Origin of the sequence: Treponema sp. UBA3813, from assembly GCA_002368605.1 — a bacterium.
In the GTDB taxonomy this organism is placed as follows: Bacteria; Spirochaetota; Spirochaetia; order Treponematales; family Treponemataceae; genus Treponema_D.
Map to the genome: position 1 here is coordinate 40,262 of DFEB01000032.1, position 20,688 is coordinate 60,949.

General features: G+C 42.5%; 13 protein-coding genes. 10 read left to right on the top strand and 3 right to left on the bottom strand.

Features of this window, described 5'->3' with window-relative positions; all coding sequences use genetic code 11:
* The first annotated feature begins 34 nt into the window (after positions 1-34).
* From B2089_RS05455 to B2089_RS05465, 3 genes are all read left to right on the top strand, one after another.
* Complete coding sequence (locus tag B2089_RS05455) at positions 35-5,419, top strand: RHS repeat-associated core domain-containing protein (RefSeq protein ID WP_296323266.1); 5,385 nt, start codon at positions 35-37, stop codon at positions 5,417-5,419.
* Between the two features lie 22 nt (positions 5,420-5,441).
* The gene (locus B2089_RS05460) at positions 5,442-6,041 is read left to right on the top strand and encodes a hypothetical protein (RefSeq protein WP_296323269.1); all 600 of its coding nucleotides are present in this window, start codon (positions 5,442-5,444) and stop codon (positions 6,039-6,041) included.
* Positions 6,042-6,146: 105 nt separating this feature from the next.
* Positions 6,147-6,920: a formate/nitrite transporter family protein gene (locus tag B2089_RS05465; protein ID WP_296323271.1), complete on the top strand. Its 774-nt coding sequence runs from the start codon at positions 6,147-6,149 to the stop codon at positions 6,918-6,920.
* Positions 6,921-7,058: 138 nt separating this feature from the next.
* Here the strand turns inward: B2089_RS05465 and B2089_RS05470 are convergent, their stop codons facing one another.
* Positions 7,059-8,540, bottom strand: coding sequence for an acyl-CoA carboxylase subunit beta (locus B2089_RS05470; RefSeq protein WP_296323274.1), 1,482 nt, complete (start codon positions 8,538-8,540; stop codon positions 7,059-7,061).
* 88 nt (positions 8,541-8,628) lie between these two features.
* Positions 8,629-10,332, bottom strand: coding sequence for a hypothetical protein (locus B2089_RS05475; RefSeq protein WP_296323277.1), 1,704 nt, complete (start codon positions 10,330-10,332; stop codon positions 8,629-8,631).
* A gap of 113 nt (positions 10,333-10,445) precedes the next feature.
* Here B2089_RS05475 and B2089_RS05480 point away from each other — a divergent pair, with 113 nt between their 5' ends.
* From B2089_RS05480 to B2089_RS05495, 4 genes are all read left to right on the top strand, one after another.
* Positions 10,446-11,042: a phosphoribosyltransferase gene (locus tag B2089_RS05480; protein ID WP_296323279.1), complete on the top strand. Its 597-nt coding sequence runs from the start codon at positions 10,446-10,448 to the stop codon at positions 11,040-11,042.
* A gap of 6 nt (positions 11,043-11,048) precedes the next feature.
* A complete protein-coding gene (locus B2089_RS05485) occupies positions 11,049-13,262 on the top strand; it encodes a hypothetical protein (RefSeq protein WP_296323282.1) in 2,214 nt (737 codons plus the stop codon).
* 1 nt (position 13,263) lies between these two features.
* On the top strand, positions 13,264-13,869 hold the full coding sequence (locus B2089_RS05490; RefSeq protein ID WP_296323284.1) for a ribonuclease HII: 606 nt from the start codon (positions 13,264-13,266) through the stop codon (positions 13,867-13,869).
* A gap of 73 nt (positions 13,870-13,942) precedes the next feature.
* Entirely contained in the window at positions 13,943-14,335 is a 393-nt protein-coding gene (locus B2089_RS05495) for a DUF3276 family protein (RefSeq protein ID WP_296323287.1), read from the top strand.
* An 80-nt stretch (positions 14,336-14,415) separates the two neighbouring features.
* On the opposite strand, the gene B2089_RS05500 is transcribed toward B2089_RS05495, so the two are convergent.
* Positions 14,416-15,603 (bottom strand): cysteine desulfurase family protein, encoded by a 1,188-nt coding sequence (locus B2089_RS05500; RefSeq protein ID WP_296686312.1) that lies wholly within the window; start codon positions 15,601-15,603, stop codon positions 14,416-14,418.
* A gap of 56 nt (positions 15,604-15,659) precedes the next feature.
* Here B2089_RS05500 and B2089_RS05505 point away from each other — a divergent pair, with 56 nt between their 5' ends.
* Genes B2089_RS05505 through B2089_RS05515 form a run of 3 tightly spaced genes read left to right on the top strand, consistent with a single transcriptional unit; the run spans position 15,660 to position 20,687 of the window.
* On the top strand, positions 15,660-17,246 hold the full coding sequence (locus tag B2089_RS05505) for a spiro-SPASM protein (protein ID WP_296323293.1): 1,587 nt from the start codon (positions 15,660-15,662) through the stop codon (positions 17,244-17,246).
* 16 nt (positions 17,247-17,262) lie between these two features.
* Positions 17,263-18,186, top strand: coding sequence for a hypothetical protein (locus B2089_RS05510; protein WP_296323296.1), 924 nt, complete (start codon positions 17,263-17,265; stop codon positions 18,184-18,186).
* Positions 18,183-20,687, top strand: a complete 2,505-nt coding sequence (locus tag B2089_RS05515) for a cytidylyltransferase domain-containing protein (protein ID WP_296323301.1) — start codon at positions 18,183-18,185, stop codon at positions 20,685-20,687. Before B2089_RS05510 ends, B2089_RS05515 begins: the two co-directional genes overlap by 4 nt.
* Position 20,688: the final 1 nt, after the last annotated feature.

The following is a 20,688-nucleotide window of genomic DNA, read 5'->3' on the forward strand; positions in this document are numbered from 1 at the left end:
ATCTTTTTGTTTGACAAGGCATTACTCTTCTCTGATGGCTCAGAATGAGATTAACAGTGGAATTTTCGGAAAAGGCTGGACATCAAATATTGAGACTCGAATCATTCGTGGTTGGTCTGCTGACTATGAGAAAGAAATTCCCGCTTGGGAGAGTTATCTTGAAGAGCTTTATTCTTATGAGTCAGAAATTGCTGGTTATGCGGCAGAGGACAGTGAATGTGCGGGAATGCATAATGAAATTCAGGCGATAATTATGAATGCTCAGATGAATATCGCCGCTTTTACGGAAGCGGCTCGCATCAGTGAATTTAACCGAGAGAAAAATCGCTTTGTGGATTATGGAGTAGCCTCTGAATTCGCTAGAAAAGTCGGAAATGATACGGTCTTTTTCGTTCAGGACAACGGCGGTTTTATTCCATTTAAAAAAATTGGCGAAGGACTTTATGAAAATGCCAGTCCTTTTGCTTTTCCTTCAATTATGTTGCGTGAGGAAGATGGAAAGTTTTTCATAGAATTCCCTAAAACAGGAGAAAAACGAATTTATTCTGAATACGGCTTACCGCTCCTTTTCTCATTCTCAGACGGCGGTAAAATTGAATTCATTTATGATGAAAACAGTCGCATTATTAAGATTGTCATTGATGAAAACAATGCCGCCGTCTTTTCTTGGAAAGACGGAAGACTTTATGAATTGCGAGATGAGAAATCACCGAAATCTTTTTTTTACGAGTTTGAGTCGAATAATCTTGCCTGCGTGTCAGATTCTTCGAATGACAAAAAAAGGTTTGTTTATAACAGAGGTGGCATTCTTGCGGAACAAGTTCGTTCAGATGGAAGTGTTGTTTCATTTGACTATGAGATGATTGATGGAAAATTCCGCGCTGTAAAGACGACAAACGAAGAGGGTAAAAGTGAGCATTTTTCTTATGATTTTAAAAACAGAAGCGTCGTATATACGGATCATGACGGAGTTAAGAGTTTTTTCGTTTATGATGAACTTGGCAGAACTGTCCGTGAAAAATATGCTGACGGAAGTGAAAAAAATATTACTTATGGTGAAAATGGCTTAGTATCTTCTGTAAATTTAAATGGATTTCTAACACGATTTTTTTACGATGATAAAAACAATCTTATTAAAAAACTGTATCCTGACTCATCTTTGGATAAGTGGGCCTTCGATGATAATAATAATCTGATTTCTTTTACAGATAGGGATGGAATTACTCGTACATATTTCTATAATGAAAATTCAAAGCTGACAGATGTGTATCTTGGAAATCAGTCGTGTGGTCATTTGGACTATGATGATGAAGGCTGTTTGTCTCAGTCTGTTGATTGCCGCGGGAATAAAGTCTTATATAGATATGACAAAAATAAAAATCTGTCAGAAAGAATTTTCTATTCAGCGGAGGGAAAGAGAGAGAAAACAGAAGGCTGGCAGTATGATGATTTCGGGCGGATCAGTGCCTATACGGACGGACTAAATCGCAAGACGAAAATTTCTTATGATGACCACAGCGTGACATTTTCTTGTCCGAATGGATTGGAGGTAAGGGAAGAATACTCTGGGCGAAAATTGCTTTTGCGTCGGATTATGCGTGATACAGTCACTGGAGAAGAAAGAGTTTACTCATATTCATACAACAAAGAAAAGCTGTGTACAGGTCTTTCTGTTTCTGGAATTGATTCTGCGGGGCATAGGATATCAGAAAGAAAAGTCACTTCTTATTCATATACTGACGCTGGAAAACTTGCCAGCTTGCTTGAAATTGAGCCATTTTATGGGGAAAGTCACGACTTTTTGACGAATTTTTCTTATGACTCCGCCGGAAAACTATTTTCGTCTGAAAGTGGATTTTCCGATAAGTCCGATAGAAGGGCTGGTTTTCTCAATGCGCCTAAAAAATCTGTTTATTCTTATGTGAAAAATCAGTTTGGCTATGTTAATATGGTGCAAAAATTTGACGGAAAAATCATTTCATCTCAATCAGATTTTGACGGAAGATTATGCTCTGTTTCAGAAAATGGGGTGAAGTTGTCAGACCTTGAATACAGCCGGGCGGGGCGGATGCTCAGATCCAAGGATTTTAACTCTGGCTTTATAGAGTATAAATATAATTCGGAGACTGGCATTTATGAGGGAATGAGAGAAAATGGAGGGACTTTGTCTTCTTTTTCAAAATCCGAATTCTATCCTGATACCATGATAAAAGTCTCTTATGACAGAAATGGAAAAAAAAGCCAGTATTTTTACGATTCAACCAAAAAACTTATAAAAATCCTCTCTGACGGCAAAGCCAGCGAAATTGACTATGATGCGTTGGGAAGAATGACAAGCTTTATTCTGAGGGATACGAAATCTAACATTGTATTCGAGACTTCCTTTTCTTATGACGGTCGAAAAATCCTCTGCCTTTCAGGAGGAAAATACAAAAGGACTTATATAACTAACGCATTTTCTGAAATCATTGCTGAAATAGATGCTTATGGCAACAAGACTTTTTATGAGAGAGATCTTTTGGGAAGACTTGTGTTTGTTAAGAATCCTTACGGATATGTAAAAAAAATATCTTATAATGCGAGAAATCAGATTGTTCGTATTGATTATCCTGATGCTTCTTTTGCAACTTATGAATACGATGAATTTTCAAATTGCGTGTCAATGTCAATAAATGGTGAGACTGTCTGGAAAGCGGTATACGATTCTTCTGGTCGCATAAAAAAATACGGTGAAGCGCCTTTTAGATTTGAGAGTGAATATTACTATGATGATTATGGCAATCTTTCTGCTATAAGGGCTAACGAAGTCTTTTTGTTCAGAAATGAATTTTCTGAGGACGGCAAGAAAGTGACAAGAATCGATGCGAAAGGAAATAAAAATTTCTTTACTTATGACGGATTCTCTCGCCTTGTTTCTTGGGAAAACTCTCTCTCTGATACCAGCAGTTTTTTTTATAACGAGGATGGAAGCATAAATGAGCAAAGGGATTTTAACTCAAACAGAAAACATTTTGCTTACTCGGATTCTCATTTTTATGCAACAAATCCTGACGGAGAAACTTTTTCTTATGAGTATGACAGTCTTGGCCGGTTGATTCTGGCTGAAAATAAAAACTCTTTGATTCAATTCTCTTACGATACTTCAGGTCGGATACTTTCTCAGAACGAAGGAAAGAAGTTAAATGAAATTTCCTATGCCTATGATCTGAATGGAAATCTTTCAAAAGTTTCTTCAAATGAACGGACAATTTCCTATCTTCGGGGCAAAAGCGGTGAGGTTCTTGAGATTACGGACACTCTTACGCTGGGCTCTTCGTTTCAGAAATCTGTTGTGACTTTTGTTTATGATTCCTGTGGAAGGGAAATTTTGAGAATATATGATTCCGGGGCAAGCATGAAAACTGTCTATGATAAGCGAGGGCGAGTTATCTTGAAGGCTGCATTTTCAAAATTTCTCGAACCTTTTTTTGTTGATGGGAAGATTTATTCTAAAAAAGGAGAACTTGTTTATTCTCTTGATTCTGATTTTACGGTCACTAAATATTCTTATGATGACTTTGGAAGGGTTTCGTCTGTTTCTTATCCTTATTCAGAAAGACGGAACAGGAAAATGAAAAAAGAGATAGGAAGTGCAGGGCTTTTTTATCATTCAGAGAATCCTGTTTTTCCCCAGCTTTCTTTTTCAGAATCTGACTACAATTCCCTGCAAAAACTTTGTTCACTGGTAGGACTTGGAAGCAAGCAGATTCCTGTGAACCAGAGTGCTCTTGTTGAGGACTTTGATTATGATTTAAACGGAAATGTAATTAAAAAAACAAATCCTTACGGCTCAATAAAATATTTTTATGACAGTGAAAACCGTCTTATCTCCTGGGGAAATGGATGCAGTGCTTCTTATGACAAAAATGGCAATATGACTTTTAAAAAAGACGCCTATTCTGAGATGTCTTGTGATTTTAATTTTGAGGATAGAATGACGGGTATAAAGGGGAAAAATTTCCTTGAGAATGAAAGTTTTTCCAGAAAGTTTTCATACGATGCCCTGTCTCGTAGACTTCAGACTTGGAAAAGCGAGAGTGGAGGCGAAAAAAATTCTTATCTTGGTGAGGGACTTTTTATTTTTTCTGTTACAAAGGTTTTTGATTCAGATTATTCCTTGTCTAATATTTCTGAAAGCAATCGTACTTCTGGCAATACAGGCTCTCATAGTGAAAGATATCTTTTTATCGCTGACGGAAATGAGCAGACCGGACTTCCTAATACAAAAAGAGGCCTTTATTCCGAAAGTAAAAATGTTTATCCATTGTATGATGATGCGGGCTGTCTTCTTTCCTCATTTTCGGCTCAGAACTATTACATTGAGGAGCCTTGCCTCTTATTTACTAATTCTCAGGGAACTGTTATGGCAGAACGAAACTCATCGGGACTTGTAGAAGATTATTCTTATGACATTTTTGGCACGCCAGACTCTTCCTGTCCGAAATTCTCATTTATTGGAAAACAATATGACTTACAGTCTTATATGTATGATTTTGGTTTTAGGGACTATGAGCCTTCAAAATTCAGATTCACATCTTCCGACCCGATTCACGATGGCCTGAATTGGTATTCATATTGCTCTTCAAATCCTGCGGAGTATTTTGACAGGAACGGCCTTTATGGAGAAAAACCCGAAATTCAATACATGCAAGATATGGAACATACTCTGCTAGGAAACTCTCCAAATGAATATGCGGATAAAGAAGGTTGTGTAGTTACATGTGTAGCAATGTCTTTTTCTTCAATCACCGGAATTTGTATTGATAATTCTTACATAAACAATAATTCCTCTTGTTTTGGAACTTACTATAATGAAAAGACTGGCTATGATGAAAGAGGAAATATTGATTGGAATGGAGTTCTCAATGAGTTTTCTCTTAAGCATGAAGTGCTTTTCACTGCAGAAGTGCCAACAAATCTGATAAGGGATGCTGAAGAATTATACAATGCTGTTTTCTTTTCAACCCCTAATGAATATGCTGTTGCAGAAAAAAATACCTCACAGAATGGAATCAAAAATTCTGCCCTGACGCCGTACGCTGACTATGAAAAAATTGCTGATTCTTATATGACTTCGAAGAATATCCAAGAAATAAGAGTTGAACAAACACTTACTAAAATTCAAAATTCTCCGACCAGATCATTTGTCATGGCACAAATTGAATATCAGACATTTCAGTATCATTTTACAGGAATCGGTACTGAAATCGTGAATATCAATGGAGCGAAAATGGTTGAGGTTTATGCAACTTCATTATATGACTCTGCCGCAAGACTTGGCAATAACAGACAGTCAGTTGGTTGGATTGAAAAAGATGGAAAAGTCTATGCCCCGGTGACAGCAATCAATCGAATTGATACTATTTCTAAATCCAATTAAAATAAAAATATAGGAGTGATTTATGAAAAAACGAATTATTTTTGCCTTTCTTTTTATTGTTTCTTTTTTTGCCTTTTCTTATGGAATAACATTAAATTTCCGTCCGGCAGAAAATGGCGATAAAATAAACATTGACTACAAAATCCCGGATTTTTTTGAGGAGTTTACTGTTTCCGAAGAAAAAATGGATATCGTTTCCCCTGATAAGTCTTACAAAGTCACATTTAATGGTCATGAAGGGGAGATGCATTTTATTCTCTTTGCTGAAAACCGATATTCACCTAAATTTAAGAATGATGTTCAAATGTGGGTAAAATTAATTTGTATGAACATGTTGGGAGAGCACAAGCGTCTCCTAGAGAACTGGTTTGTATGCAATGAAAATGAAAAAAGTAATGCAGAGTATGCTGGAGTATATTTGTCCACAAATAATACATCAGACTTTTCAAAAGATTATAATTTCGCTCTCGTTGAGATATATTATCGCAAGTTACAGGGAATCTGTATGAAAGTCTCTCTTGCAAATTCCATTGAATTTTACGGCTTCGATAAAGACGGTCAGTTTAATCAAGAAAATTCTGATTTTTTCAAGTATTATGGGCTTTTTGAGTTTAAGAAATAAATAATTAAATGGACAAAATATCTTCAAAGTGGTAGATTTGTTATCATAAAACAACATTGAAATTTTGAGGTCTAATCTATGCATCTGCCATCAGAAATTATTAAAATGTACTCCTTGATGGGCTCAACGAAAGTCTATCAGCCTGTTTTCAAGTCATTCATTCTTGCAATCTTTGCTGGTGCATTTATTGCGCTTGGTGCACTTGGAAGCCAAATTATATCCTGTGGCGTTGTTCCAGTTGCCTTTGGTAGGGCTTTAAGCGGTATCATCTTCCCGATTGGATTGGCTATGGTTGTCATTGCCGGCGGGGAGCTTTTTACTGGAAACTGTCTGCTTTTCATCCCTGTTCTTGACAAGCAGATTTCACTTATGGATTTTGTAAAGAATCTTGCTATTGTGTATGTGGGAAACCTTGTCGGTAGCATCTTTATTGCTGTTCTTGCAAATTACGGCCATATTCTTTCGCTTTACAGCAATGATCTTGCTCGTTCTGTTGTAGCAACTGCCACGCTCAAAGCAAACATTCCTTTTATTGATGCCTTTGTAAAAGGTATTTTGTGTAATATTTTGGTTTGTATCGCCGTTTGGGCTAGTCAGGCGGCGGAAGAATTGAGTGGTAGAATTATTGCTTTGTTCTTGCCGATTTTTCTCTTTATTGTTTGTGGATTTGAACACTCTGTCGCAAATATGTATTTTATTCCATGCGGAATGCTGGCACAGTATGTCTATGGTTTTACAGGATATAACATTACGATTTTCGGTTTCCTTTGGAATCTACTTCCAGTCACACTGGGTAATTTAGTAGGCGGTTCTCTTTTAGTCGGTGGCGGTTATTACCTTGCATATCTGAGAAGTATGCGTGGCTACGAAGACGATTAATCAATTCACAGTCCATAATTCACAATTCTGAAAAAAAAATCCCTGTGCGGAGAACTTCCATTCAAAAGCCTCCAGTCACAGGGATTTTTTTGCATAACAGCAGAAACTATGCATTTTTCATTATGGATTATGCATTGTTTACAGAGGAATGTTTCCGTGTTTCTTTGCCACGATGTCGCTTGAAGTCTTTCCTTCAAGGAATTTGAAGCTCTGAACGACTCGTGCGCGGGTTTCTTCCGGATTGATGACAGCCGAAATATAGTCGCGCTGGGCGGCGATTGTCGGTGTCATGAATGTTTCCCGGTATTCCTGACCTTTCTGAGCCTTTACATTTGGGTCAGCTTCCTTTGCATAAAGAATTCCGATTGCGCCCTCAGCTCCCATGACGGCGATTTCTGCCTTTGGCCAGGCGTAAACGAAATCAGCTCCCAAATGCTTTGAGCACATTGCAATGTAAGCTCCGCCGTAAGCCTTTCGCGTGATAACCGTTACTTTCGGAACGCTTGCCTCGCTGTAGGCGTAGAGGAGTTTTGCTCCGTGGCGGATAATCCCTTTCTGCTCTTCCTGAGGGCCAGGGATAAAGCCCGGAACATCAACGAAGGTGAGCAGGGGAATGTCGTAGCAGTCGCAGTAGCGCACGAAGCGGGCGATTTTGTCTGAGGCGTCGCAGTTAAGGACTCCGCCGAAGTAGCCCGGGTTGTTTCCCACGATTCCAACTGTTTTTCCTTCGATTTTGCCGAAGCCGACAACAGCATTTGCCGCAAATTCAGCCATAATCTCATAGAATGTTCCGTCATCGATTACATTTTCGATGACATTCTTGATGTCGTAGCCTTTTGTGCTTGACTCTGGGAGAACGCTCTGAATTTCCTTTGTTTTTTTAGAAGAGAACTTGAATTTCTCGTCAGCCTGAATTTTCTCGCCGTAGTAGTGGGGAATGTAATCAAGCAATTCCTTTACTTTTTCGAAGCATTCTTTTTCGTTCTGGGCGCGGTAGTGTGCAACTCCAGATTTCTGAGCGTGGATTGCAGCTCCGCCCAAGTCCTCAGAAGAAATGTCCATGAACATTACCTGCTTTACGACTTTTGGACCAGTGATGTACATCTCAGAGATTTTATCGACTGTGAAGATGAAGTCTGTGAGTCCTGGAGAATAAACGGCACCGCCTGCACAAGGACCGACGATTACTGAAATCTGAGGAATTACGCCAGAGGCGCGAACATTCTGCTTGAAGATTTCGCCGTAGCCGCAGAGAGCGTCAACGCCTTCCTGAATACGAGCGCCGCCCGAATCGTTTACGCCGATAACAGGGCATTTATATTCGATTGCTTTTGCGATGATTTCGGCGATTTTCTGACCGTGGACTTTGCCCAGAGAGCCGCCCTGAACAGTGAAGTCCTGAGAATAGATTGCGACTTTTTTTCCGTTGATTGTTCCGAAGCCGGTGATAACACCGTCATAAGGGATTTCTTTTTTATCCATGCCGAATGCTGTGCACTGATGGCGGGCATCGGCGTAAATTTCCATGAAAGAGCCTTTGTCTACGAGCGCATTGATTCGCTCGATTGCATGAAGTTTTCCTTTTGCATGCTGCTTTTCAAGATTGTATTCAAAAGCCATGATTTTCTCCTATAAAAACCAATCTGAATGTGGGAAAAGTGTATCTGTCTGCCGTGAAAATGTCAATATGACAAAAAATGAAATTTTGTCATTTTAAATATTTTTCTGCCTCGACGCTGCCGTACTCTTTTGCCAGAAATTCTGCCGCATCAGTTAAATCTGCATCGCCAGGAAGCCAGTCGTATTTTTCCCGCAATGTATCTGTTGCTTCTCTTACGCCATTTTCTGCCAGCGAGTAATATTCTTCTATAAAATCCTTTGCTTTTACCGTGTCGATTTTTGATTTTCCATCGATTTTTATGACCCGCCACTGCTTCCCTGTCCAGCGCAGGGTTACCTTGTCAGTCATTCTCTCCACATAGAATTTTGCCTCGGCTTGATGGACGAGATTGTAACTTACTTCGTGGCTGACTTCTTCTCCTTTGATCAGATTTTTCCCGTTTTCTTCCTGAAGGGGAAGGGGCTTTTCTTTTCTGGCAGGGTAGGAGCTTTCGATATTAAAGTCCTGGCCGTCAATCTTAAGATTCGTGATACCGAACATCCAGCTTTTTGATTCTTTTTTGTAGAAGAACCATTTTGCAGGGCTTAAAATGCCGTTATCCGGGCTGACTTCAAGACGCTGCTTCGCGCTGACAAAATAGCCGCTCACCTTTACGATAATGTCTTTAGTCTCCTTGCCCTTGACGATTTCCTGTAAATTAGGGACATCCGTCCTATGAATCATCGTGTAAAGGGCATGGGTTGTCTCTCTGGAAGTGAGGCCCTTTGTGGTGATAAGTTTGGCGTTTTCCCTCAAAATTCCAGACACAAACCAGCTGATTACGAAAATTGCCGCCAGAGATGCGAAAATCCTGTTTTTGTTCCGCCTCAAGAATCGTTTTACGGCAAGTTTTTTCTTTGTTTTTGAAAGAAAAGCCGCCCTTTTCTCAGCGAGAGTTTTATTTTCTTCTTCTGATTTTTGCTTTTCTGATTCCGTGAACTTTGTAATTTCCTTAAAAAAGTCTTCTGAATTAAAGTTTTGCGCCTTTTTAAGCGTTTTTTCTCTTTTTTGCTCAGCTCCCGCGTCGGTAAGGCTTCTTTTCCCTGCCAGAACTTCGTTTTTTACCTTGAGAGAAAGGGCTGAATGAATGCTTTCCGCAAGATTCTCTTCAATTGAATCCTTCCAAAGTGAGAGGGGAATAAAATTTCCGTCAAAAATGTCTTCCTGTCGTTTCGTGGTGTCTTCGTTTTCAAAAGGAAAGTGGCCGGTAATGGCGCGATAGGCTGCCACGGCTCTTGTAAATAAAAGGGAAGAGGGGGCATCCAAGCCTTTATAGAGATATTTTCCCTGCAATTGACCGTAAGATTCCTTGTGATTCTGGGCGCAGATTTCAAAAAGCTCAGGATTTATAAAAAGAATATCCGCTGAGCTTGCTTTTTCCTCCGCCTTTATGACGATTCCCCCAGCACCCACGGCCTCAAGCTCTTCTTCCTGACGAAAAAGATAATCAGTCGCCTGTGAGAAAACTGAGAGGGCGAATAAATCTTCCTCAGTCCGCTCATTTTGCGGAAGGGAAAGAATGTCGGAAAGAATTTTTCCTTGAAGAGCCGGCCCCTCAAAAAGAGTGATTCCGTCTTGGCCAGCCTTAGTTCCCGAAAAAACATAATCTTCGTCTGTTATGGACTTGTTTTCTATGTGAACGAGCCTGCTTTTTTTTGCCAGCAAGTCGATTAAGTGGGTCTTTGCGAATGAATCCTGAGACAAGCCCGAAGAAAGAGTCAGGCTGTCAGCGGTGATTTTTACGATATTCATGAGATAAATTTAATGAGAATATAATGAAATGGCAAGGAAATAAAATTATTTTGCTATTCCGGCATATAAATATAATAATTGAAAATTCCCCAATCCTGCTGTAGTATTATAATATGAAAGAATTTCTCCCTTACGAAACTGTACGAAACGACGCGCTCAAACTCGCTTCAAAAATCTATCACGATGGCTTCGTTCCTGACATCATTTATACATCCCTTCGGGGCGGAGCCTACATGGCCAATGTCATAAGCGAATATTTCAAGCTGGCTCTCAAAGGAAAAAAGCCTGTCCTCTATGCCGCCGTGGTCGCCCGCTCTTACACCGATGTCCACTCTCACGACGCGGTCAGAATCGACGGATGGACATATTCCCCCGATTATCTTCGTCAGGGCGACAAAATTCTTCTGGTTGATGACATTTACGACTCAGGCCGAACCCTCAATTATCTGGTTCAGGTGCTTTTGGAAAAGGGCGTTCCCCGCTCAGACATCAAGGTGGTCGTCCACGATTTTAAAAACTTCACTTTCAAGGAAACTCTTCCCATCAAACCCGACTACTACTGCCGCAAGTTCGACATCACTAAGCCGGAGGAAGATCGCTGGATTCACTATTGCAGCCACGAGCTGGTGGGCCTTTCCAAAGACGAGCTTGAAGAAAATTATTACAAGCAGGACGAGGAATTACGCCCCGTTTTGGGAGAGTTTTTATAAGTTTTTATGCGCAGAAATTTACTGGCAGCCGCCGGGCACTTTCTTTCTCGTGCTCGCTTTGTTCCCCAGCTCGCTCACGCTCAATCGCTTCGCAATTGGCTTTGCCACTGCTCCATAGCGGTGCGGCTTTTTCTTCCTATTTTCCTGTTTTTCTCACTGCTGCCGGCCTTTTCACAGAGGGTTATCTCTCCCGTTCCCGGAACTTTCGCAAATCAGCAAACCCTTATCCTGGATTTACCCAAAGGAGCCGAGGCTTTTTATTCATACACCAACACAGACCCTCTCACTTCAGGTTTTGCCTACGACGGACCCGTCCTCATCGACATGAGCGGAAAAATTTCTCTCCGTGTGGCCGTTATAAACGGGGAAGAAAGTGAAGAGTACAAAATTGACTACACCGTGACGGATGGCGGTAATCCCTTTGCAGTTGGCACCGCGGAAAAACTTTTCATCGACCGCATTGTTAGCGAAAATATTTTGCTCTGTTCTGGCGAAAATGTGATTTCCGTTCCACGCTCTCTTTCTCTCCGCATTGGTGACGGCGAAAAACCCGCCATGAAGGGGGGAATCCTCTCAGTTTCCGCCGATAACCGTCTTTCCCGCTATATTCCCTGCATCGTCTCAAGCGGGGAGCAAAACTGGCGTTTTATTATTTTTCTTGCGCCGGGCGAAGTGCTTCCTCTCTCAAAAAAAGAAGTTCCTTTTGAAATCGAGAATTGGTCAACATTTCGTTTTACTGGGAAAAATCTTATCTGGGCTATAGATGAAGGCTATTGGTCGGCTTCCACTGACGATGTAATCCTTGACCGATCAAAAAGTCATATAGTTTATTGGCAGGATGTCGCCTATAAATCTGGAAATCCCATTCAGTCTTTCGTTCTTCCACCAAAACCTTCTCTTTTGCAAGAGTCTTATAACAAGTCTGTCGTTTTTAATATCAACGGAGATTTGCGCTACAAGCTTTCCCTTGTCTCTAGCGGGGCGGCGGGCGAAGTGCTTTTAAACGATGGCTTGTATACAACTATAACATTCGACACTTTTGAGGGAGATTATATTAGCCAGACGGCTGTTTTTGCCCTTTATTGTGACGGCGTATATCAGGGAGAACTTACTTCATCTTATGAAATTGACCGCCAGCCGCCTCTTCCTCCAAAGTTTATCGCCAGCGAAGAGGGAGAGTATGCCCGCCGTGATGTCAGTCTCAGAGTTGAATCTGAGGATGGGACCAGCGTTTATCTTGCTGTTTACGGCCCATTAACGGTCAGTGCAAATTCTTATCTTGATAATAATTCAGAATTTGATTATATAAAGCCAAATTCCAGCGACTATGTTTTGTATAAATCTCAGCCCATTGAGCTTCGGGCTGGCACAGAAATGACTGTCTGCTACAAGGCTTTTGCCTATTCCCAAGACAAAAGCGGAAATTTAAGTGCGCTTTCAAGCTATAAAGTCATTATCGATGAGTACAATTATTTTTTGGACGGAAATGCCCCTGATTTTGCTTCAGACGGAAGCCGTTTACATCCATTCAATTCCTTTGAGCAGGCCTTGAGCGTCATAAACGAGGGAAAATTCGTTCATTTTTTTGTAAACGGAGATATTCTTCTTTCGGAGGAACTTTCGCTTATTTCTTCAAATTGTTCTTTCACAGGTATGCGGGATGCCCGTTTTGTTCTTCCGCCGTCGGGTTATATACTTGTGAGGGATGCGAGCCTTGAGATGCAGAATTGCGTGGTTCAAAAAGATTTGGATAAATCCCACCCCTCTGATTCAAGGCTTTTTGTTTTTGAGCGTTCGGCAGCTTCTTTTGAAGATTGTGAGATTTCTGGCTCATTTGATTCTTCGGGAACCGTGTTTTCATCAGAAGCCTCCAGCATTGTCCTTAAGAATTCAGGATTAAGCGTGCAAGCCTCAAACTATGCCTGTAATCATTCTGCGGTAAATTCCAGAATTCAAATTGAAAAAAGCCGTTTTGCCTCAATTTCTGATACAGCAGTTAATTTTAGTTTAAAAGGTGGAAGCCTTGACCTCAGGAACAGTGAATGTGAGGTCATTTCTCACTTGGGAAGGATTGTTGAAGCGACAGGCGTTAATTTGCGAATGACGGGAAATTCCTTTAGCGGGGATTTTGATAGTGACGGAAAAAAAATCAAGCCTGTCTGGAAAGACGAAAAATCTCTCATTCTTGAAGATAAAAATAATAAAATTGAAGGATTTTAATATGATTGACTTAATTTGCGGTTTGGACGAGGCGGGAAGGGGACCTCTTGCAGGCCCTGTCACTGCCGGTTGCGTTATTTTGCCTGAGGATTTTCCCGTAGAAATCCTAAACGACTCAAAAAAACTCTCAGAAAAAAAGCGCATTGCCGCCGAAGCCGTGATTATGGAAAAAGCCTGCTGGGGGCTTGGTGTGGTTGACCACGAGACAATCGACCAAATGAACATTCTCCGTGCCAGCATGTATGCCATGAAAATTGCCTATGAAATGATGATGGCAAAGCTTCCTGGCTGGCTTTCTTCCCGGAATATCGAAATCCTTGAAAATTCCAGCCTGGAAAGCCATATTTCTGCCATCACTGACGGAACAAGCTGCCCGGAAATTTCCTGCGCCTGCCGCTGTGAGCCAAAGGCCGACGGAAAATACCCCCAGGTCATGGCGGCAAGCATTATCGCCAAAGTGGAGAGGGACAAAATGATGCTTGAATTCGACAAACTCTATCCCCAGTACGGCTACGCCAAGCACAAGGGCTATCCCACCGCCGCCCATATAGCCGTCTGCCGGGAGATTGGCATGAGCCCGATTCAGCGAAAGACATTCAAATTTTAAACTATTGCGTAAAAACGCAAGATATGTTATAAATTGCGTATAATTCAATTCACATTTTTAAGGAAGGGTCAAAATGAGCATCCGTGGAGAACTTTTTACTACTCAGGTTTTGTTGGATAACCGCTCTTATTTTTTCAATGTCAAGGAAAATCGGGCTGGTGATGTATTTTTACAGATTGTAGAGAGCAAAAAAGGCGACGGTGCAGATTTTGACCGCCACCAGATTTCAATCTTCGCTGAAGACATGCAGAAAGTCCTCGCAGGCCTCGACGACTCCCTCAAATTCATCGAAAAAGACCGCAAAGAGCGGGCAAAACTCCGCGCCGAAAAAAAGGCCGCTAAGGAAGCAAAATACGCTTTGGGCGGAGCTTCAGAAAAGAAAATCTACCGCAAGAAAGGCGAAGAAAAGAAAGACGACGGAATCAAGCGCACAGGCAAAGTGATTCACATCAAATCAAAAAAATAGGGAGCGACGGCATAGCCGGCAAAAGTCGTGAGACGACTTTTGAGCGAGTCTCGGAGAAGGCTGTGCCTGAAGTGCGCTGCCTAGAACTCTTTTACAATTTCTTTTATCGCTTCGGCGAGTTCATCCATCGCTTTTTTTGTGGTGAAGCTGCCGAAGCTGAAACGCACCGCGCTGTCTTGTATTTCCCGGCTCGCGCCCATGGCGGCCAGAATAGGGCGGCTCTGCTTTTTGGCGGAGCAGGCGCTTCCTGTGGAAATACAAAATCCTTTCGCGTCCAAAGCCCGCACCATCACATTACCGGGAATCCCAACAAAGGCCGCCTGCACGACCCAGGGACTGAACTTTTCTTCACTCTTTTCAAAATCCGCCCTCATTTCAGGAACAAGCCTGCATCGCTCAATCTGAGACAGTTTTTCCAAAAAGTCACGGGTCCATTCTTTCTGCTCGTTAAAACGCTTTTGAGCTGCCTGATTTTTTTTGTTTATGTAATATTTTTCAAGGCATTTTGAGAAAGCCACCGCTCCAAAGAGATTTTCCGTTCCGCTCCTTATATTCTGCTCCTGACCGCCGCCCACTAAGAATGAGTTTATCGGGCGAGAAAGATAGAGAATGCCGATTCCACGAGGGCCTGAAATCTTGTGGGCGCTAAAAGCCGCCGAATCGATTCCTTCATGGCTGAAATCCAAGGGAATTTTCCCCGCCGCCTGAACGCAGTCAACATGAAAGTGGGGACGGCGTTTTCCCTTTGTGGCTTGGGTGAGGGCGTCTGCAATCTCGTAAACAGGCTGGATGCAGCCAGTCTCGTTGTTTACCGCCATGACAGTGACAAAAAGAGTGTCGCTCGTGAGCTTTTCAAGGATTGACTGGGCTGAGACAAAGCCGTTTTTGTCGGGATTTACGCTCACCACATCGAATCCGAGTTTTTTGAGCTGGGCACATTCTTCCCGCAAGGCAGGATGCTCTATGGAAGAGAGGATAATCCGCCCTTTTTTTGCCGGAGAAGTGAGGACAGAGAGCAGGGGAATATGATCGCTTTCAGTTCCCCCAGAAGTGAAAAAAATCTGGCTGGCCTTTACGCCGAGGCTTTGTGCGCAAGATTCCCGCGCTCTTTCAAAAATCTTTCGCGCCTCGCTTCCTGTTTTGTGGGTTGAGGAAGGGTTTCCGTCATATTGAAGGGCAATCTCTAAAGATTCCCGTAAAATATCTTTGTCACAAGGGGCAGTGGCCGCCCAATCAAAGTAATGCTCGCTGTTCATGGCCAAAATCATAGCGGAAAATTAAAAAAGTTGCCACAGTGAATTTTTTCTGCTATTATGTATAGATAATGAAGACACTGGTGATTCTGTATGGTGGGGATTTGACTCACCATGCTTTTGATAAAGTTTTCGGCGGAAAGTCAGCTTTTGAGTCTGTCCTTGATTGGTCCGTCCTTTTTGGCGAAAAAATAATTCTCCTTGCAAAAAATAATTCTCCTCTTTTATCGCAAATTTCCTCTGTCCTTGCCTCTTATCCAAAAGTCGCCTTGATTTCAAAAGATTCCTGGTCAAAGGCTGATTTTATCGCACAGATTGCTTCTTCTCTTAAAGAAAATTCTGCTGAGTGCGCCCTTGTCTCTTATGCCGACACTCCTTTCTTAAACGAAAAACTCACCCGCGACTTGCTTGAAATGCATGAAAAATACGCGGCGGAATATTCTTTTGCCGACGGTTTTCCTTACGGTCTTACTCCGGAGCTTATCGAGGCGGGAACGGCTTCAATTCTTTCCGAACTTGCGAAAACTACTTTAAAATCTGAGGGTGAAAAGAGCCTTGACCGCGAGGCAATTTTTTCTGTGATGAGGGGGGATATCAATTCCTTCGAGATTGAAACTCTTATTTCCGATGAGGATTACCGTCTTCTCCGCTTCAGCTTTGAGGCAAGCTCAAAAATCAACTTCCTTGCCTGTAAAAATCTCTACGAAGAGGCAAAAAAGCAAAATATCAGCCTTTCAGATGCCTACGCTCTTTCAAATCTAGCCTCAAAAAGCCCCTCTGTCATGCAGACTGTGCCAGCTTTTTACAACATTCAGATTTCTTCAAAATTCAATCATAAAACTTGCTATTCACTTTCTTCTATAAATAAGAATCCTGAGCCTAAAGATTTTATGGCTCTCTCTGATTTCCAGAAAATCCTCTCACAAATCAAAGAATTTTCTGAGGATGCCGTTATTTCCCTCTCGGCTTTCGGCGAGCCTCTTTTGCACCCGGATTTCCTTGAGATTGCAAGCGAGGTTATAAATCAAAACGATGATAATCACAAAATCTCTCTTTTAATCGAGACAGACGGCTTGCTTGTCACCGAGGAGCTTTCTTCAAAAATCGCTTGTCTGGCTGCCTCAAAAAATGCCCTGGTCAACTGGATTGTCTATATTGACGCGATTGAATCGGCCATGTATGCAAAAATCCACGGCTGTGACCAGTCTGACTTTGAAAAGGCTCTTTCCGCGATTCCTCTCCTTGAAAAAGATTTTCCCTGTCAGGTCTATCCGCAATTCATGCGCATGAAGACCAACGAAGAGCAGCTTGAAGGCTTTTACCGCTTTTGGAAAGAAAAAGATTCTCCGTCTCAGGGCCAGCTGATTATTCAGAAATACAATTCGGTTTGCGGTGCTTTGCCTGACTTAAAATCTGCTGACCTTTCTCCCGTAAACCGCTTTCCTTGCTGGCACTTGCGCCGGGATATGACCATTCTTTCTGACGGTACAATTCCTCCTTGTTTCCAGCTTCTTGCTCAGGCAGGGGCGGGTAATGTTCTTTCTGAGGGGATTGAGCCTGCTTGGTTAAAAATTCAGACCATGCTTGAAAATCATATTGAAAAAAATTATTCTGCTAGTTGTGGAATCTGTGATGAATCCTATACCTTCAATTTTTAATGAGCGACAAATCAGTATGACGGTTCTCGGTGGAAAGGAAGTAGTTCCTAACATCAAGATGAATGTGTCAGCAATACTCATCAATAAAGGCTGGTCAACCTATCGCTCAAAAATGATTGAAAATCTTATCCGATGCGGCTTTTCAGAAATCATATCAATTGAATCGGATCCTGAAAATTATAGTATCGAGGATTTTTCCCGCAAATTTCCATTTGTTAAGGTTGTAATTCCCCTGGAGGATTCGACTGACGGAGATTTAATAAATATCGGTGTTTCTGAGTCGTCTTCGGACTATGCTCTCGTGCTTCGGGATTCCCTTGATTTTTCCACTGATATTCTCACACCGACTCTTGCTTCAAATCTTACAGAAAGCGGTATTTTCTGTATTTCGCCGCGCCTTTTGGGAAAAGACAATTTTTCTTTTCCAGTGCTTTTTTCTCCGTCAATTCGACATGCCTCTCTTAATGTTATGTCTACATCGGTAGTTTCTGATGGAAGCGAGAATTTATTTCCATTCGATTCTATCGCACTTTATAACCGCAGAAAATTTATCGACTTGGGCGGCTTTGACTACACGATTCTCTCAAACTACTGGCAGAATTTGGATTTTGCTTTCCGTGCCTGGCTCTGGGGGGAAGAAATAAAATTCTCAACAGCCTTCAGTCTTTCTTACAGCACGGAAGTTCCAATTCTTGACAATTCGCCCAGCCAGTTTTCAAACCGCTTCTATTTGAAAAATCTTGTTCCGCGCATCGACAAAAAACAGGCTGATCACGGCTTGATTCCAAGGTCTTCATTCTTTGCTTTCTGGGGCAGTTCGTCATGCGGTTTTTTTGAGGCAAACGCACGCTTTAAGGAAGCTCGCGAATGGGTGGAGCAGAATAAATATCGATTTAAAAGGGATGCTCTCGATTTGGTCGAGAACTGGGGAAATAAATGACAATTATAGCAGTACAATGCAGACTTTCATCAACTCGCTTGCCGGGAAAGGCCTTAAAAATCTTGGGGGGAAAGACTGTCCTTGACTGGACTCTTGCCGCCATGAAGAAGGTGAGGGCAGACGAATATTATGTTGCCACCGACGAGGCTTCTTTTGACGAGCTTGCGCCTGTTTGCGAGAGAAACGGCTTTAAGATTTTCAAAGGCCCCCTTGAAGATGTTCTTGCCCGCTATTGCAACTTAATCGAAGAAACCAAGGCCGATGTCGTATTGCGCGCCACTGCCGATAATCCTTTCTTGTTTTACGAGGCGGCTGATTCTCTCGTTGAGGAATTTGAAAAAAGATCTCAGACCGAGGATTTTGACTATCTAACATACACAGGTCTTCCCCACGGAAGCGGAATCGAAATGTTCAAGGCGGCTTCACTTTTAAAGGCCCGCGCCCTTACAAATCTTGCCTATGACCACGAACATGTAGGTCCTTCTCTCTATAATCACCCGGAGCATTTTAGGTCTCTTTTCATTCCCGCTCCCCAAGCCTTTAATTACCCCAATCTGCGCACTACAATCGACACTGCCGCAGATTTTAAGAGGGCTCAGTCGATTATAAAAATCATCTCTGGCGACAAGGTGAGCGAGAAAAATCCAGTAAAAGAGCCTTACAGCACTGAGCAAATTTTGTCTGCCCTTGAAAGTCCTGAGCTTTATAAGCCCATTCTCACAGTTCCCTGCGTCAAAAAAGGAAAGGGAACCGGACATTTGCGCCGCTGCTTGCAGATTGCCGTGGACACAGGGGCGAATGTTTACATTCCAGAAGATTCCGGCCTTGAAGAAAAAGATGAGCTTCTTGAAGACGCAAAGAAAAACGGCCTTTTAGACGAGCAGATTGTAAGCCGCCTGCCCGAAAAAAACGAATATGACTTAATCGTAACCGATGCCTTTACCCTTGACCGGGAATTGGCTCTTTCTCTTTCAAAAGCCGCTCCTGTCCTTGCCATCGATGAAGGCTCACTCAACGCGGATTTGTGCGACTGTCTCTTGGATATTATTCCTTCTTATGGTCTTGAGCGTCCTGCAAATATCTCTGATCCCACTTTCGTTACATTGCCCCAGCACAAAAGGACGGCAAAAAAGCCTGAGTCAATCGATGAAATCAAATCTCTTCTTGTGACTGTGGGTGGCGAGGATCCGGCGGACTTGGTTCTGCCTTCTTCCATTGCCTTTGCTTCCAGTGGTAAAAAAATCACAGCAATCGTGCAGAATCCCGAAGAGGCGGAATTGCGGGTCACTGACGAAGATTTGCGTAAAAAAATCACTTTCATTCGCCCAGTGCACAATTTGCGGGAACAGCTTTCCCAATACGATGTGGTCGTCACTCACTACGGCTTTACTGCCTTTGAGGCTCTTGCGGCTGGCTGCGGCGTGATTCTTCTTGGAACGACGGCTCTTCATGTAAATCTTGCGGTAAAATACGGCTTTGCCTGTCTTCCGGTTTCTCAAATCAATTCAGAGAACGCCCTTTCCCTTCTCAAAAAAACGGCTTCTCTCTATCCTGATTCTCCCTTTACAAAAGAGGGGGCTGGCAAAAAAAGTCTGGGTGACTTTGTAAAAGCTCTTGCTGGCGGAAAGAGATTTGCCTGCCCGGTCTGCCGGGATGAAAAGGCTTCCGTTGAAAATCCCATTGTGGCCCGCACGACCCTTCATACCTTCCGCCGTTGCAAAACTTGCGGAATGCTCTACATGTCTTGGACTCATGCCAGCGACAAAAATTACAATTCCTCTTATTTCTTCGAGGATTACAAAAAACAATACGGAAAGACCTATCTTGACGATTTTAAAAATATCAAAAAACAGTGCGTGCGTCGTACAAGCCTGGTGGATATGCTTTACCGAAGCGACCACAAGGCCGTCACTCCGGCTGTCTTGGATATAGGCTGCGCTTTCGGGCCTTACCTTGACGCGGCCAATGACTCTGGCTGGCAGGTCTTCGGCACGGATATTTCCAAAGAGGCCGTGGATTATGTCCAGAATTCCCTTCATTATCCGGCTGCCGTCGCCTCCTTCCCTGACTTTGACCCGGTTTCTGAATTCGGCGTGAAGAATTTTGACGCGGTGACCATGTGGTATGTCATCGAGCATTTCCAGGACTTGGATTCAGTTTTGCGCGGAGTTTCAAAAATCCTTAAAAACGGAGGCATTTTTGCCTTCTCAACGCCATCTGCAAGTGGTGTTTCTGGCAGATTCAACACCCAGTCTTTCTTCCAGAATTCCCCCACAGATCATTTTACCCTCTGGGAGCCGGGCAGGGCTGCCTCAATCCTCAAGCGATACGGCTTTAAGGTCTGCAAAGTGGTCTCAACCGGTCACCACCCTGAGCGATTTCCAAATCTCAAAGGGCAAAAATCAACCAGCCTGAAATTCGCTCTTTATTCCACAGCCAGCCACTTCTTCGGTCTTGGGGATACATTCGAGGTCTACTGCAAAAAAGAAAAGGACTGTTAAT

Excerpts from the sequence above, each read along its gene's own strand:
- B2089_RS05455 (WP_296323266.1), top strand. The coding sequence starts at position 35 with ATGGCTCAGAATGAGATTAACAGTGGAATTTTCGGAAAAGGCTGGACA.
- B2089_RS05460 (WP_296323269.1), top strand. The coding sequence starts at position 5,442 with ATGAAAAAACGAATTATTTTTGCCTTTCTTTTTATTGTTTCTTTTTTT.
- B2089_RS05465 (WP_296323271.1), top strand. The coding sequence starts at position 6,147 with ATGTACTCCTTGATGGGCTCAACGAAAGTCTATCAGCCTGTTTTCAAG.
- B2089_RS05470 (WP_296323274.1), bottom strand. The coding sequence starts at position 8,540 with ATGGCTTTTGAATACAATCTTGAAAAGCAGCATGCAAAAGGAAAACTT.
- B2089_RS05475 (WP_296323277.1), bottom strand. The coding sequence starts at position 10,332 with ATGAATATCGTAAAAATCACCGCTGACAGCCTGACTCTTTCTTCGGGC.
- B2089_RS05480 (WP_296323279.1), top strand. The coding sequence starts at position 10,446 with ATGAAAGAATTTCTCCCTTACGAAACTGTACGAAACGACGCGCTCAAA.
- B2089_RS05485 (WP_296323282.1), top strand. The coding sequence starts at position 11,049 with ATGCGCAGAAATTTACTGGCAGCCGCCGGGCACTTTCTTTCTCGTGCT.
- B2089_RS05490 (WP_296323284.1), top strand. The coding sequence starts at position 13,264 with ATGATTGACTTAATTTGCGGTTTGGACGAGGCGGGAAGGGGACCTCTT.
- B2089_RS05495 (WP_296323287.1), top strand. The coding sequence starts at position 13,943 with ATGAGCATCCGTGGAGAACTTTTTACTACTCAGGTTTTGTTGGATAAC.
- B2089_RS05500 (WP_296686312.1), bottom strand. The coding sequence starts at position 15,603 with ATGATTTTGGCCATGAACAGCGAGCATTACTTTGATTGGGCGGCCACT.
- B2089_RS05505 (WP_296323293.1), top strand. The coding sequence starts at position 15,660 with ATGAAGACACTGGTGATTCTGTATGGTGGGGATTTGACTCACCATGCT.
- B2089_RS05510 (WP_296323296.1), top strand. The coding sequence starts at position 17,263 with ATGACGGTTCTCGGTGGAAAGGAAGTAGTTCCTAACATCAAGATGAAT.
- B2089_RS05515 (WP_296323301.1), top strand. The coding sequence starts at position 18,183 with ATGACAATTATAGCAGTACAATGCAGACTTTCATCAACTCGCTTGCCG.